We start from the raw sequence: 14339 nt of genomic DNA on the forward strand, positions 1-14339 counted from the left end.
TTCGAGGAAACGACGGGACGGAAACGGGATAATCCTACCGGCCGTCGGCGTCCGGGTCGCCGGCGATCGGTGTCAACGCGAGCACGAGACGGAATCGGGCGGGGCGGACGACTCAGCGCTCGACGAGCCCGACGTACCTGACCTGAACGTCGACTTCCTCGTCCGTGTGCTGGTTGATCCGCTCGTGTAACCGATCGGCCAGCTCGGGCGACGCTTCGCCGGGCGGACCGCCGACGGTGACGACGACGCGCTGGGGTCCGATGAAGGGGTAACTCTCGTCCATGATTACGTTGAGCTCGAGGAGCTGGTACTCGGCGAACTCCCCCTCGGAGAGCAGGAGTTCGGCCTCCTCGTTGGCGTTTTCCTCGAATGTCGAGACGGTGTACGACGAGTAGGTGATGGCCCCGAGGAAGACGGCGAAGACGAGGACGATCACGGCCAGTCCGAGCACTCGCCTGCGAACGCGTTGTTCCGTCTCGCCGAGCGAGAACAGGTTCTCCGGGCGATAGCCGGCCCACCACAGCGTCAGGAGCCCGGCGAGATTCACCGAGAGCACGTTGACCAGCACGAGCACGGTCGCGCCGATCGCGGCGGAGGGTTCGCCCCACGCGATGGCGATACCGGCGGCCGCGGCCGGCGGGATCAGCGCTGCCGCGATCATGACGCCGACCAGAGCGACGGCGGTCCCCGTCGCGATGCTGATGATCCCCGCGACGCCGGCACCCAGCGCGATCACCAGCGAGAGCAGATCCGGCGCGAGCCGCTCGGAGATCTCGCCGACGGTACTGATGTTGAGCCCCGGCGGCACGATGTTGGTCACCCTGACCAGCAGCGCGAAGACCGCCGCCGCGCCGATCGCGAGGAGGATGCCGATGATCTGGTAACGAAGACTCTCTCTGAACAGTTCCTCGTCGTCGATCACCGAGCCGACGCTCAGTCCGAGCGCCGGTCCGATCAGCGGCGCGATCACCATCGACCCGACGACGACGGCCGGCGAGTCGAGAAACAGTCCCGCGGTCGCGACGACCGCGCTGATGATCGTCATGATCGCATAGACCGCGAACGTCGGCGTCAGCGAATCTGCCTCGGACTGCAACTCCTGCCTCGAGATGCGGTCGGTCTCGACGTCGCCGTTCTCGTACTCCTCGCGGAGGGCCTCGAAGCGCCGCGAGACCACCGTCTCCGCGTCGACGACGACGGTGTAGGCGTCCTCGTCGACGCCGACGTCCTGGAGCTCGTCGAGCACCGGCTCGACGGCCGGATCCGGCAGCGGGAAGTAGACGACCGCGGTGTACCCCCGGTTGCTCTCCTCGTCGGTCAGGACGTAGTCGATCCCCCGCTCGTCGAGCTCTTCGAGGATCGTCTCCCGCTTCCCCGTCGGTACTGTCAACTGAACGAGCCGCACGTTGGTGGCTGAGTACCCCCGGGCTCATAACTTGGGGCGCTTTCGCCGCGCAGGCGACGGGTTTCGCGGCCCGAAGCGAGCCTCGAGTCCGCCACTTCCGGCTCGCGGACCGCGAACGCCGCGGTCGACTCGAGTCGTCGCGAGCGAACCGATCACCGTCTATAAACCCGCGACGCTCCTACGACGGGATATGTTCGATACGCGTCCCGACCGCGAGGCGGAGGTCGTCCTCGTCGGTCGCTCGAACGTGGGGAAATCCACGCTCATGCGCGAGATCACGGGGCACAAGTTCGACACCGGCGGCAAACCCGGCGTCACGCGCCAGCCCAACCACTACGACTGGGCCGCCGAAGACTTCGTCGTCACCGACCTCCCCGGCTTCGGCTTCATGAGCGGCGTCGACGAGGAGTACCGCGAGGAGATCAAGACCGACATCGTCCAGTACGTCGAAGAGTACGCCGACAACATCCTCGTCGGCGTTCTGGTCGTCGACGGCAAGAGCGTCATCGACATCATCGACCGCCACTCCGGCCCCGACGAAATTCCCTACGACGTCGAGATGTTCCACTTCCTGCGGGACGTCGACGTCCCGACCGTCGTCGCCGTCAACAAGATGGACAAGGTCGACGACAGAGACGAGCGCCTGAACGACCTCTGCGACCGCCTCGGCCTCTACCCGCCGTGGAAACAGTGGCAGGAGACCATCGCACCGATCACCGCCAAGAACGGACAGATCAGCTCCCTCAACGAGGCCGTCCGCACCCATCTGCACGAGCAGAACCGGGACGATCTGTTCAAGTTCTTCTGACCAACCTTTTACCCTGCGCTCACTCGCTACGCTCGTTCGCTCGGTAAAAGGTTGATCAAAAGCACTCCTCCCTCCGTTCGCTCCTTAGAGTCGCTCACATCGGTCGTCGGCCCGCTCGCTCCCTGCGGTCGCTCGCGGCATTCGTCATGGAACGGCCTGCCCTTCCCCGGGTTGCACGACTCTCGTACTTCTCGAGTCGTGCGCCCGGCCACTCGAGCGAGGCGCGCTCGAACCGTGCTATCGCGATTGTCCGTCTTCCAACTGCGTCCGCATCCGCAGACACGCTAGCGCCACGTCGTCTTGCATCTCGAGGGCGACCGTCTCGACGCCCTCGTACCCCTGTCGCTCGTAGAACCCGACGGCGTTCCGTGAGGCGGTCAGGACGAGCGTCTCGAGGCCCGCGTCTCGGGCGGCCGACTCGAGCGCCTCCAGCATCGCGCGGCCGATGCCCCGCCGTGCGTGGTTCGGGTGGACGTAGACGGCCCCGATTTCGCCGGTCGACGGGTCGTCACGGCCGGCGGGTTCGCAGTCGAGCAGACCGAAGCCGACGACGCCGTCGGCCTCGTGGTCGGCGACGACGACGCGGAAGCCGTCCTCCTCGAGCGGGTACCGCTCGGGATGGGCGTTCGAGAGCCACGCCCGGACCTGCTCGTCGTCGTACCCGTCGCTGCCGAAGGCGCAGATTGACGCCTCGTGGACGTCGGCGATCGACGCGGCGTCTGCGGACGTCGCCTCGCGGAGCGAGAGCCGAGGGGAAGTCATCGTCGGGCGTGGAACGCGGTCGGCACGCAAATCGGGCCCGAGCCGAATCCCGAATTCGTCCGTTCTACTGCACTTAACCGTATAATAATAACGACCCGACACGTCGACGACGCGACCATGGACAGTAGCGTACGGACCGATCGGTCCGCTCCACTGCTTCGGCGGAACGAACGCGCTACGGGCAACGGTCGAGGTGCCCGGCGATGAGCGGGTTCGGGCGACGCGACGTCTGCCGGCTCGGCGCGACGGGCGCGTTGACGGTGGCCGGCCTCGGGACTGCCGGAACCGGAGCGGTCGTCGGTTCCGCCGAATCGAACACGAACGGTCGCGTCGTGTTCGTTTACGACGATAGCTGGCGCGAGGACTGGACCGACACGTTCCCCGTCCATCAGGACGAGGGAGTCCCCGCCTGTTGTGCGGCTGTCGTCGACCACGTCGACACCTCCTGGGGGCTGCTCCCGGAACACCTGCGGGAGATGGAGGACGCGGGCTGGGAGATCATGGCCCACACCGCGAGTCACGTCGCGGTCGGCAACCTCTATCTGACCGCGCCGGCCGCGGCCGGCGACGAACGGCTCTCTCTCGACGGGAGCTTCCTCGCCGAACACGAGGGCGAGGAGATCGTGATCAGCGACGGCGACCGAACCGTCGAGAACGCCGTCGCCGGCGGCGGCCGAAACGACGACGACGGGATCTACCTCGACCTCGCGGAGCCGATCGGCGAGTCGTTCGACGCGGAGACCGCGTACGTCCGCTTCACCGAGGACCGGATCCGAGACGAGGTCGTCGGCTCGAAGGACGCGCTCGAAGATATGGGCGTCGAGGTCGACGGGTTCGTCTCGCCGTTCGGTCGCAGCGACGGGCTGGTCGAAGACCTCGTTCGGGACCACTACGCCGCGTTCGCGAACCGCGGTGGCAACGGACTGAACGCGCTCGAGGGACTCGATCCGCACGCGCTCGGTCGCTCGAGCATCGACGGACACGCGGTGACCGAAGCCGAGATCGAGTCCTTCTTCGACAACGTCGCCGCGAACGATACCCTCGGCATCGCGGTCGGTCACAGCCAGTTCGACGAGACGTCCCCCGAACGGATCCGGTTCGCGATTCGGGCGGCGAAAGAGCGCGATCTCGAGATCGTGACGCTTCGAGCGGCGCTGGCCGATCTCGAGGACCGGGAGGAGGACGGCGACGGGACCGCCGCGGATCCGAGTGAGAGCGATGAGACCGACGGGGCCGGTGGAGAATCCAACGAGAGCGACGAGAGCAACGACGATTCGCTGCCGGGATTCGGGATCGCCAGCACGCTCGCCGGCCTCGGGACCGCAGGGTATCTCCTCTCGAATCGCCGACGCGACGACGAGCGATCCTGACGGGGCCGGGCACGGTCGCGACAGTCGATCTCGTGGGTGCCGCCGTCTCCCGTCGACCCACTGGGCACTGGGTCGGACGACGATCGGCCGTGACCCGAGCGCCGGTCAGACGACGCGGTTGTATAATTCCTCGCCGGTCTCGAGTCTGGAGACGTTCTCGCGGACGATCTCACCGACGTCACGGAAGTAGTCCCGCGTGTAGGCCGCGCAGTGAGGTGTGACGATCACCTCGTCCATCGCCCACAGCGGGGAGTCCTCGGGCAGGGGCTCCTCTTCGAAGACGTCCAACGCCGCGCCCGCGATGGCGTCGGACTCGAGGGCGTCGATCAGCGCCGGTTCGTCGACGACCGGGCCGCGAGCGACGTTGACGAAGTAGGCGTCCGCGCGCATCGCGTCGAACGCCTCGGCGTCGAAGAGGTGGTGAGTCTCGTCGGTCAGCGGTACCGTCACGATCACGAAGTCGGCGTCTCCGACGGCCTCGAGTAGCCAATCGTTCGTGTAGATCTCGTCGAAACCGGGGACGGGCTCGTCCGACCGTCGAACGCCCCATACCTCGAGTCCGAGTCCGCCGAGGGTCTCCGCGACTCCCCGACCGAGCGTCCCGGTGCCGACGACGCAGGCGGTCTTGCCCGGCAGCGTGAACCCATCGTCCCACGCGGGGCGCTCCCAGCGGCGCTCCCGCTGGTTGGCGAGGAGGTCGTGGAGTCGCCGCGAGAACGAGAGCAGGTAGCCCGCGACCGTCTCCCCGACCGTCCGGTCGTGGATGCCCGTACTGTTCGTCAGTACCACGTCGTTGGCCTCGAACTCGTCGAACGGGAATCGATCGACGCCAGCCTGAATGGAGTGCACCCAGTCGCACTCGAGGAACGCCTCGCGGTGCTCCAGGGTGACCACGGCGTCGCAGGCCGCGATCTCGTCGTCACCGACCACGTCGACGGTGGCGGGGAGATCGGCGAGGAAGTCCGCGAGTTCCGACGGCGGAAACACCGCCTCGACCGAGTCGTGTACGCCGAGTCGCTCGAGTTCGAACTGCATGGCGGGCGCTACGCACGAGTCGGGGTTGAAGGTTTGGGCGAACGGCGGACGCGTCGACGGTGACGCGGAGACCGACTACAGCGAGATTCGAGCGAGCGGGCTCGACGCAAGTCGATACCTATCGCGACACTGTGCGCTCGTCGACGTCGATGAGTGGCGGCTCGGGAAAAATCCTCGTCACAAGGGGCTCAGAGGGGGTAACAGTTCGTCACAGCCGCCGGTAGCCGCTACTCCCTCGAAGGGTTTCGGTCTGTCGTTTCTCGGTTCGTCGGCTCGCGACCGGTTCGCCACGTTTCGAGTCTCCGCAGCTCCTCGACGATCTCCCCGATATCACCCGTCTCGAGCGTCCCGCGTTCGGTCACCACTTCGTCGACGCAGTCGGCGGGCGTCACGTCGAACGTGGGGTTCACCACGTCGACCGCCGCCTCGCCGTCGTAGACCGCCGACCGATCGCCGGACTCGAGGTTCACGCCCTCGCGCGTCGAGACCTTGTCGGTAGCGGCCACGACCGAGACCGGCACGCCCTCGCGGGCGGCGGCGATCGCCAGCCCGCGGGTGCCGGTCTTGTTCACCACGGCGCCGTCGGGGAGCACCGTGTCGGCGCCGACGACGACGCGGTCGACATCCTCGCTCGCGAGGATGTGCGCCGCGGCCGCGTCGGTGTGGACCGCCACGGGACAGTCGACGTCGTCGCTCGCGGCCAGTTCTTCGGCCACGTCGATCCCCTCCCGGGCCGGCCGGGACTCGGCGACGAACACGCGCGAGGGGGCGACACCGCGGAGCGTCTCGAGGACGGTGCCGGACCGCGAGAGCGTCATGACGGCGCCGTCGATCCGCGCACCGGCGTTCGCCGCGGCGTCTTCGTCCGCCGTCAGCGCGCGGTCGACGTTCGACAGCGCCGACTCGAGGACGTAGGGCGCGCTGACAGCGGTCTCGTCGCCGTCTGCGACATCGGCGGCGTCGGCCATCGTTCGATTGACCCGATTCCGAAGAACGGCCATCGAGGGTCGGGCCTCGAGCAACCGACCGGCGAGTTCGGCGAGCTCGTCCCACTCTTCCTCCGGATCGGTGCCGAACGCACGGGTTCCCCGTTCGTCGTCTCGAGGCGACGACGTCGCCTCGCGCTCGGCGACGAGCAATCCGGCCCGATCGCGCAGCACCTCGAGGGCGCGGATCGACAGCGACGCGGCGCCGTGCTCGTCGTCGGCCGCGATCGAGCGGACCGTCGGGGCGACGCGCTCGTAGGCGGTCCAGAGTTCGGGAACCGTCTCGCCGATTTCGTCACCGACAGCGGTCTCGAGTCCGTTCTCGTCGTCCGGCCCGGACTCGAGGTCGAGCATCGCCGTCGGGGCGGCCCACTCGAAGGCGTCGTGTTCCTCGCTCAGTTCGATCTCGCGGGTCTCGCAGTCGAAGAGATAGGGATGGACGACCCACTCGCGCTCGAGGTCGGCGTCTTCGAACTCGACGGGGCGTCCGGAGCGGACGAACGAAACCGATTTGCCGGGCTCTAGACCAGTCTCCTCGCGGATCTCGACGGAAACTTGCTCGTCCGGCTGGCCCTCCGCGAACCCCGAAACGCCGCCCCACTGTCCCCGATACGTGCCGACGGCGTCGCTGCGTCGCAACAGGAGGACCGCGCCGCGGTTTCGGAGGAAGGCGGTGACGACGCGGGTCGCGTCCGACTCATCTCCGCCGCCCGATTCGTTTCCGTCGCGACCGCGACCCGCACCCGGTGAGTCACTCATACGCGAGGCAACGGCCGCCCGGAGGGAATCGCTTTCGGGACTCGACGCCCGATACTCGCCTATGCCGCACGTTGCCATCGTCTCCGATACGCACGTACCGACTCGAGAGCGGACGATTCCCGACTGGGTCGTCGACGAACTCGAACGCGCCGACCACGCGATCCACGCGGGGGATTTCGACTCGAACGAGGCCTACGAGCGAGTCGTCGACCTCGCGGGTGGGCCCGCGAACCTGACGGCCGTCCGCGGCAACACGGATCCCGCGACGATCGACGTGCCGACGACCGCGACCCTCGAGGTCGGCGGCGTGACGTTCGTCGTCACCCACGGCACCGGGTCGCCGCGCGGCTGGCACGACCGGGTCGTCGAGACCGCCCGCGGCGAAGCCGGCGTGGACGCCGATCCGGTCGCCGTGGCCGGCCACACCCACGAGGTCGTCGATACGACGGTCGATGGGGTCCGCGTGCTCAACCCCGGCAGCGCGACCGGCGCCAGCCCCGCCGACCGCGCGACGATGCTCGTCGCGACCGTCGAGAACGGATCGCTCGCGGTCGAGGAGCGGACCGACTGAGCGCCGCGACGGAGGGGCCGAGTGACTGTCTTCGCGCCGGCAAATCCCGTGAACTATACCCGTTTCGCGTTCTACCTCGTGGCATGACCGAACGTGTCACGGTATCTCTCGACGAAGATTCGCACGCGGCCCTCGAGACGCTGCTGTCCGAGACCAATCACGGACAGAGCGAACTCGTTCGCCGGGCGCTGACGTTCTACGCGGCGAACTTCGAGGCGGCCAGCGGCCGGCCCAGCGACAACTTAGAGCAGTACTACCGGATGCTGACCTCCGGCGAACACGTCCTGTTGGACGTCGACTTCCTTCACGCCTTCCTCGAGCACTGCTACGACGGCGGTGACCCCGACCCGGAGTTCGTGGCGGCGGCCGACCGCGTCTCCGACTACCACGCCCGCGAGTACGCCCAGCGGTTCGAGAGCGTCGGCGAGGTGCTCGAGTGGCTCTCGTTCTGTGGCTTCCTCGAGGTGCGCCGCGAGGAGGGCGACGTCTACCACATCGTCTTCCCGTCGGAAGCGATCCGCTGGTTCATGACCCGTTTCCTCGAGCGCAGCACCGTCGACATGCCGACGGAGATCGAAATCGACCGGGGCGTCTCGAAGGTGATCGTCACCGAGCGGCCGGACTGACTCGAGCCCGACACTCACTGGCCCCGAACGATCATACGAGTTCATACGTCTTCATACGCGATTCGTTCCCGCTCGAGCGACGCGAATCGTCGTGTGTTCGATTCTTAATAATCCTTTTACTCGTTTCATCGAAGATTGTGTGTGGACACACATCATGGGAATTGCTGACCGACTGAAGGCGATCGGTCCGGGGGCGCTGGTTGCGGCGGCGTTCGTCGGTCCGGGAACCGTCACGACGGCGAGTGTGATCGGTGCGGAGTACGCGTACCTGCTCGTGTGGACGATCGCGTTCTCGATTCTAGCGACGATCGTCCTCCAGGAGATGAGCGCGCGACTCGGCCTGATCACGAAGGAGGGACTGGGGGAAGCGTTTCGAAACGAGTTCTCGAACCCGCTCGCGAGGGGCGTGACGATCACGCTCGTTGTGAGCGCGATCGGGATCGGGACGGCGGCGTTCCAGACCGGCAACATCGTCGGCGGCGCCGCCGGGCTGGCGACGATTACGGGCATCAGCGAGAACGTCTGGGGCCCGATCATGGGACTGGTCGCCGCCGGCCTGCTGTGGACGGGCAGCTACAAACTGATCGAGCGGGTCTTCATCGGCCTCGTCATCGTCATGGGGCTGGCGTTCGTACTCAACGCCGTCATGGTCCGGCCCGATCTCACCGCGCTCGGGGGCGGCCTCGTGCCGACGGTCCCCGAGGGCTCGGCGTACCTGATCGCCGGCCTCGTCGGGACCACCGTCGTCGGCTATAACCTGTTCCTGCACGCCAGCACCGTCCAGGAGCGGTGGGACGGCGCCGCGGACCTCGCGGAGTGTCGGACGGACACGATCGCGATGGTCGCCGTCGGCGGCGTCATCACGACGGCGATCGTCGTCACCGCGGCCGCGGTGTTCCCCGAGGGGACACAGATCAGCGACGTCGGCGAGATGGCCGACCAACTCGAGCCCGTCTTCGGCGGCTACGCGCTGACGTTCTTCGCGATTGGCCTCTTCGCGGCCGGCTTCACGAGTTCGATGAGCGCGCCGCTGGCCGGCGCCTACGCCACCGCCGGCGCGCTCGGCTGGGAGCGCGACCTCAAATCGACCCGCTTTCGCGCGATCTGGCTGACGATCATCGGCGTCGGGATCCTCTTCTCGGCGCTGGACTACAACCCGGTCGAGGTCATCGTCTTCGCGCAGGTCGCCAACGGGCTCCTGTTGCCCATTCTCGCGGTCTTCCTCATCTACGCGATGAACAACGACGACCTGCTCGGCGAGTACACGAACAGCACGCTCCAGAACGTGCTTGGCGGACTCGTCACCCTCGTCGTGATCGGTATCGGACTTCGAACGCTCTACGACGTCTTGCTCCTCTAATCGAATGACGAATTCAAACCCTTCCGACCCGACGCGGAACGCATCGATCACCGACCACACCCCCCGTACCGACGGCGGTGCGTCGCCCTCGAGCGACGGGACCGGCACCCGAATCGGCGTCGACGTCGGCGGGACGTTCACCGACGTGGCCCTCTCGGTCGATGACGACCTCGTCACCGCGAAGGTTCCCTCGACCGATCCCCAGCACATCGGGGTCCTCGAGGGCCTGCGTAAGGCCTGCGACGACGCGGGGATCGACCCCGCCGAGATCGACGAGTTCGCCCACGCGATGACCGTCTCGGTCAACGCCCTGCTCGAGCGCGGCGGCGCGAAGACCGCCCTCGTGACCACCGAGGGCTTTCGCGACGTCCTCGAGATCGGCCGGCAGGACCGGCCCGAGCTGTACGATCTCGAGGCCGAGAAGCCTGAACCGCTGGTGCCCCGAGAGCGGCGCTTCGAGGTGAGCGAACGAACGACGGCCGACGGCGTCGAGGAGCCCGTCGACCCCGACGAGGTCCGAGACCTCGCGGCGACGCTGCGCGAGCGAGACGTCGAAGCCGTCGCGATCTCGCTGCTGCACGCCTACGCCGACCCCGAGAACGAGGAGCGCGTCGCCGAGACGCTGCGCGAGGAACTCGACGTTCCCGTCTCCGCCTCCCACGAGGTGCTCGCGGAGTTCCGCGAGTTCGAGCGCACGTCGACGACGGCCGTCGACGCCTACGTGCGGCCCGCGATCGACCGCTACGTGGGCCGACTCGTCGAGGAGTCCGAGGACGCCGGCGTGCCGGCGCCGCGGATCATGCAGGCCAACGGCGGCATCGCCGATCCCGAGACGGTTCGGGACCACGCCGTGACGACGACGCTGTCGGGCCCGGCCGCTGGCGTCGTCGGCGCCGCGGCGACCGTCGACGACGAAGACGTCGAGGGACTCGTCACCTTCGACATGGGCGGCACCTCGAGCGACGTGAGCCTCGTCCGGGACGGCCGCGCGGAGCGGACGACCGACGCCGAGATCGACGGCCTCCCGATCCGGACGCCGATGGTCGACGTCAACACCGTCGGCGCGGGGGGAGGCTCGATCGCCTGGGTCGACGCCGGCGGCGCCCTCCGTGTCGGACCCCGCTCTTCGGGCGCCGACCCTGGTCCCGCCTGTTACGGCAAGGGCGGCACCGAACCCACCGTCACCGACGCCAACGTCGTGCTGGGCTACATCGGCCCCGAGACCGCGCTGGGCGGCGAGATGACCCTCGACGTCGAGGCGGCCCGCGAGGCCCTCGAGCGACTGGCCGACGAGGCCGGTCTCGAGAGCGCGCTCGAGGCGGCCCGCGGCGTCTACCGCGTGGCGAACGCGACGATGACGCGGACGATCCGTTCGGTGACCGTCGAGCGCGGTCACGACCCCCGCGAGTTCGCGCTGGTCGCGTTCGGCGGCGCGGGCCCGATGCACGCCGCGGCGCTGGCCGACTCGCTCGAGGTCGATCGCGTCGTCGTCCCGCGACCGGGCGGGGTCCTCTCGGCCTTCGGCCTGCTGGCGGCCGACGAGAGCTACGACGCCGTGCGGACGGTGGGAGCCGACTTGAACGAGGCCGACCCCGCGAATCTCGAGGCCGTCTACGACGGCCTCGTGGCGGACGTCCTCGCCGACGCCTCCGACCCCGACGCGGCGCGGGTCGAACGCGCGGCCGACTGCCGCTACGCGGGCCAGAGCTTCGAACTGACCGTCCCCGCCGACGAGGAGTTCGACGCGGAGGCCGTCGCGGAGCGGTTCCACGAGGCCCACGAGCGCGCGTACGGCTACGCCTTAGATGAGGCTGTCGAGGTCGTCAACCTCCGCGCGACGGCGACCGTGCCGGGATCGGAGCCGACCGTCCGCCACGAGGGCGCGGGCGACGCGCCCATCGGCACGCGGGAGGCCCACTTCCCCGGCGCCGGCACCGAGCCGCAGCAGGCGACAGTGTACGACCGGGACCGCCTCGCGGCCGGATCGACGGTCTCCGGGCCGGCGATCCTCGAGCAGGCCGAGAGCACGACCGTCGTCCCGCCGACCTGGGCGGGCGAGATTCTCGCGGACGGCACCCTCGTCATGACGCGGGGGGGTGATTCCCGATGACGCCAGACTCGAACGAGACCACGAACGCGACGAGTGAACCGGACGAATCGAACGCGACGGACGCCGACGGCATCGATCCGGTGACCCTTGAGGTGCTGCGCAACCAGCTCGAGAGCGTCGCCGAGGAGATGGGACAGACGCTGATCCGCGGCGCCTACTCGCCGAATATCAAGGAGCGCCGAGACTGCTCGACCGCCTTGTTCGACGCCGAGGGTCGAATGATCGCGCAGGCCGAGCACATTCCCGTCCACCTGGGCGCGATGCCCGCGGCCGTCGACGCCGTCCTCGAGTACGATCCCCAGCCCGGCGACGTGTTCATCCTGAACGATCCCTTCCGAGGGGGGACGCACCTCCCGGACGTGACGATGGTGTCGCCGATCGCGCCCGGCGCGGACGTCGGAGCCGACGGGGATGACGCGGACGGCGACGAGAGCGACATCGTCGGCTACGCGGTCTCGCGGGCCCACCACGCCGACGTCGGCGGGATGACCCCCGGCAGCATGCCCGCCGGCGCCCAGGAGATCTACCAGGAGGGGCTTCGCCTGCCGCCGACGCGGATCGTCGAGGGCGGCGAGCCCCGGGAAGAGGTCCGCTCGCTCGTGCTCGCGAACGTCCGCAACCCCGGCGAGCGCCGCGCCGACCTCCGGGCCCAGCAGGCGGCCAACGAGCGCGCCGAGGAACGCCTCGCCGCGCTGTTCGACGAGCACGGCCGCGAGACGGTCCTCGAGGGCTTCGACGCCGTCATCGATTACTCTCGCGAACGGATCGAAGACGAGATCCGGAAGCTTCCGGACGGCACCTACGAGGCGACCGACGTCCTCGAAGGTGACGGCGTCACCGACGAAGACATCGCGATCTCGGTCGCGGTGACGATCGACGGCGCGACGATCGACGTCGACTTCGCGGGCACCGACGGCCAACTCGACGGGAACCTGAACGCGCCGCTGGCCGTCGCGAAGAGCGCGGTCTACTTCGTCGTGCGCTGTATCACCGATCCCGAGATCCCGCCGAACCACGGCTGTTACGAGCCAGTCGCCGTCCGCGCGCCCGCGAGAACGCTGCTGAACCCCGAGTCGCCCGCCGCCGTCGTCGGCGGCAACGTCGAGACCAGCCAGCGCGTGACCGACGTGGTCTTCACCGCGTTCGCCGAGGCGGCGCCCGACCGCGTGCCGGCCCAGGGACAGGGGACGATGAACAACTTGACCATCGGCGCCCGCGACGGCTCCTTTACCTACTACGAGACGATCGGCGGCGGCTTCGGCGCGCGAGCGGACCGCGACGGGATGGACGGCGTCCAGGTCGGCATGACCAACACGCTGAACACGCCCGTCGAGTCCCTCGAAAACGAGTATCCGCTGCGGGTCGAGCGCTACGCGCTTCGGCCCGACAGCGGCGGTCACGGCCGCCAGCGCGGCGGTCTGGGCCTCGAGCGCACCGTCACCGTCGAGCAGCCGGCGACGGTGTCGCTGCTGACCGAGCGCCGACGCCACGCGCCCAAGGGCGTCGCCGGCGGCGAGAGCGGCGCGACCGGCGAGAACCTGATCGACGGCGAGGAAGTCGCCGCGAAGACGACCGTCGACGTGGCGGCGGGAACGACCGTGACCGTCCGCACGCCCGGCGGCGGCGGCCACGGCGATCCCGACGAGCGCGACGCGGACGCGCTCGATGCCGATCGCGCGGCCGAAAAGACGACCGACGCGGACGGCGAGGGAGACGGGGAGTGACCGAGCGATGACTGACTCCGACGCTCCCAGAGCTGACGCGGGCGCTATAGCTGACGCGTCCGGTACGGACGATACCGCCGGCGTGCGCGGCCGACTGGGACTGATCGTCCCCTCCTCGAACACGACGGCCGAATCGGAGTTCCGCCGGGCACTCCCCGACGACGTCACCGTCCACGGCGCGCGCATGGCACTCGAGTCGGTGACCGTCGACGAGCTCGACGCGATGAGCGACGACGCGGCGCGGGCGGCCGAACTGCTCGGCCACGCCGACGTCGACGCCGTCGCCTACGCCTGTACGACCGGCAGCCTGCTCCACGGACCGGGGTTCGACGCCGAACTCGAGGACCGCCTCTCGGAAGCGGCCGGCGTCCCCGCGATCGCGACCGCTCGGTCGGTCGTCCGCGCCCTCGAGGCCCTCGACGCCGAACGGATCGCGGTCGTCACGCCCTACACCGCCGATCTCGACGCGAAGGAGCGGGAGTTCCTCGAGGCCGCGGGGTTCGAAGTCGCCTCGATCGACGGCCGCGGCCTCGAGGCGAACACGGCGATCGGCGCGCTGACCCCCGACGACGCGGTCCAGCAAGTGATCGAGCGCGTCGACGGCGACGAACTCGACGCCGTCTTCGTCTCCTGTACGAACTACCGCTCGCTCGCGGCCGTCGGCTCCCTCGAGTCGAAACTGGGGGTGCCGGTACTCACGAGCAACGGCGCGACCCTGTGGGACGTCTGCGGCGTCGCGGGACTCGAGGTCGATCTCGACGGACTGGGGACGCTACGCGAGTGCGAGCGGCCGTAATCGTCGGCGCCAACGGTTCCCCGATGA

12 protein-coding genes are annotated in these 14339 nt (G+C 68.8%); 8 read left to right on the plus strand and 4 right to left on the minus strand.

The features are described 5' to 3' along the window. Nucleotides 1-112: 112 nt before the first annotated feature. Nucleotides 113-1405: a TIGR00341 family protein gene (locus HTUR_RS17505; RefSeq protein ID WP_012944673.1), complete on the minus strand. Its 1293-nt coding sequence runs from the start codon at nt 1403-1405 to the stop codon at nt 113-115. Between the two features lie 190 nt (nt 1406-1595). On the opposite strand from HTUR_RS17505, the gene engB reads away from it, so the two are divergent. Continuing rightward, nucleotides 1596-2213 (plus strand): GTP-binding protein EngB, encoded by a 618-nt coding sequence (engB, locus tag HTUR_RS17510; protein WP_012944674.1) that lies wholly within the window; start codon nt 1596-1598, stop codon nt 2211-2213. Between the two features lie 237 nt (nt 2214-2450). On the opposite strand, the gene HTUR_RS17515 is transcribed toward engB, so the two are convergent. Then, entirely contained in the window at nt 2451-2975 is a 525-nt protein-coding gene (locus tag HTUR_RS17515; protein WP_012944675.1) for a GNAT family N-acetyltransferase, read from the minus strand. 203 nt (nt 2976-3178) lie between these two features. Here HTUR_RS17515 and HTUR_RS17520 point away from each other — a divergent pair, with 203 nt between their 5' ends. Further along, entirely contained in the window at nt 3179-4345 is a 1167-nt protein-coding gene (locus tag HTUR_RS17520) for a polysaccharide deacetylase family protein (protein WP_012944676.1), read from the plus strand. Between the two features lie 105 nt (nt 4346-4450). Here the strand turns inward: HTUR_RS17520 and ddh are convergent, their stop codons facing one another. Together ddh and HTUR_RS17530 are read right to left on the minus strand one after the other, a co-directional pair. After that, the gene (gene ddh, locus HTUR_RS17525) at nt 4451-5380 is read right to left on the minus strand and encodes a D-2-hydroxyacid dehydrogenase (protein WP_012944677.1); all 930 of its coding nucleotides are present in this window, start codon (nt 5378-5380) and stop codon (nt 4451-4453) included. 227 nt (nt 5381-5607) lie between these two features. Next, entirely contained in the window at nt 5608-7125 is a 1518-nt protein-coding gene (locus HTUR_RS17530) for an NUDIX domain-containing protein (protein WP_012944678.1), read from the minus strand. Between the two features lie 61 nt (nt 7126-7186). Between HTUR_RS17530 and HTUR_RS17535 the strand changes: the two genes are divergently transcribed. From HTUR_RS17535 to HTUR_RS17560, 6 genes are all read left to right on the plus strand, one after another. After that, nucleotides 7187-7696 (plus strand): metallophosphoesterase family protein, encoded by a 510-nt coding sequence (locus tag HTUR_RS17535; RefSeq protein WP_012944679.1) that lies wholly within the window; start codon nt 7187-7189, stop codon nt 7694-7696. A gap of 83 nt (nt 7697-7779) precedes the next feature. Further along, nucleotides 7780-8322, plus strand: a complete 543-nt coding sequence (locus HTUR_RS17540) for a ribbon-helix-helix protein, CopG family (protein ID WP_012944680.1) — start codon at nt 7780-7782, stop codon at nt 8320-8322. Between the two features lie 154 nt (nt 8323-8476). Next, complete coding sequence (locus HTUR_RS17545; protein ID WP_012944681.1) at nt 8477-9682, plus strand: Nramp family divalent metal transporter; 1206 nt, start codon at nt 8477-8479, stop codon at nt 9680-9682. A 4-nt stretch (nt 9683-9686) separates the two neighbouring features. Then, nucleotides 9687-11792, plus strand: coding sequence for a hydantoinase/oxoprolinase family protein (locus tag HTUR_RS17550; RefSeq protein ID WP_012944682.1), 2106 nt, complete (start codon nt 9687-9689; stop codon nt 11790-11792). After that, complete coding sequence (locus tag HTUR_RS17555) at nt 11789-13516, plus strand: hydantoinase B/oxoprolinase family protein (RefSeq protein ID WP_012944683.1); 1728 nt, start codon at nt 11789-11791, stop codon at nt 13514-13516. The genes HTUR_RS17550 and HTUR_RS17555 overlap by 4 nt, the downstream gene beginning before the upstream one ends. Before the next feature lie 82 nt (nt 13517-13598). Then, nucleotides 13599-14312, plus strand: a complete 714-nt coding sequence (locus HTUR_RS17560; protein ID WP_049941793.1) for an aspartate racemase/maleate isomerase family protein — start codon at nt 13599-13601, stop codon at nt 14310-14312. Nucleotides 14313-14339 lie beyond the last annotated feature (27 nt).

The sequence above is a fragment of the Haloterrigena turkmenica DSM 5511 genome, assembly GCF_000025325.1.
Taxonomy (GTDB): Archaea; Halobacteriota; Halobacteria; order Halobacteriales; family Natrialbaceae; genus Haloterrigena; species Haloterrigena turkmenica.

Excerpts from the sequence above, each read along its gene's own strand:
- engB (WP_012944674.1), top strand. The coding sequence starts at position 1,596 with ATGTTCGATACGCGTCCCGACCGCGAGGCGGAGGTCGTCCTCGTCGGT.
- HTUR_RS17515 (WP_012944675.1), bottom strand. The coding sequence starts at position 2,975 with ATGACTTCCCCTCGGCTCTCGCTCCGCGAGGCGACGTCCGCAGACGCC.
- HTUR_RS17520 (WP_012944676.1), top strand. The coding sequence starts at position 3,179 with ATGAGCGGGTTCGGGCGACGCGACGTCTGCCGGCTCGGCGCGACGGGC.
- ddh (WP_012944677.1), bottom strand. The coding sequence starts at position 5,380 with ATGCAGTTCGAACTCGAGCGACTCGGCGTACACGACTCGGTCGAGGCG.
- HTUR_RS17530 (WP_012944678.1), bottom strand. The coding sequence starts at position 7,125 with ATGAGTGACTCACCGGGTGCGGGTCGCGGTCGCGACGGAAACGAATCG.
- HTUR_RS17535 (WP_012944679.1), top strand. The coding sequence starts at position 7,187 with ATGCCGCACGTTGCCATCGTCTCCGATACGCACGTACCGACTCGAGAG.
- HTUR_RS17540 (WP_012944680.1), top strand. The coding sequence starts at position 7,780 with ATGACCGAACGTGTCACGGTATCTCTCGACGAAGATTCGCACGCGGCC.
- HTUR_RS17545 (WP_012944681.1), top strand. The coding sequence starts at position 8,477 with ATGGGAATTGCTGACCGACTGAAGGCGATCGGTCCGGGGGCGCTGGTT.
- HTUR_RS17550 (WP_012944682.1), top strand. The coding sequence starts at position 9,687 with ATGACGAATTCAAACCCTTCCGACCCGACGCGGAACGCATCGATCACC.
- HTUR_RS17555 (WP_012944683.1), top strand. The coding sequence starts at position 11,789 with ATGACGCCAGACTCGAACGAGACCACGAACGCGACGAGTGAACCGGAC.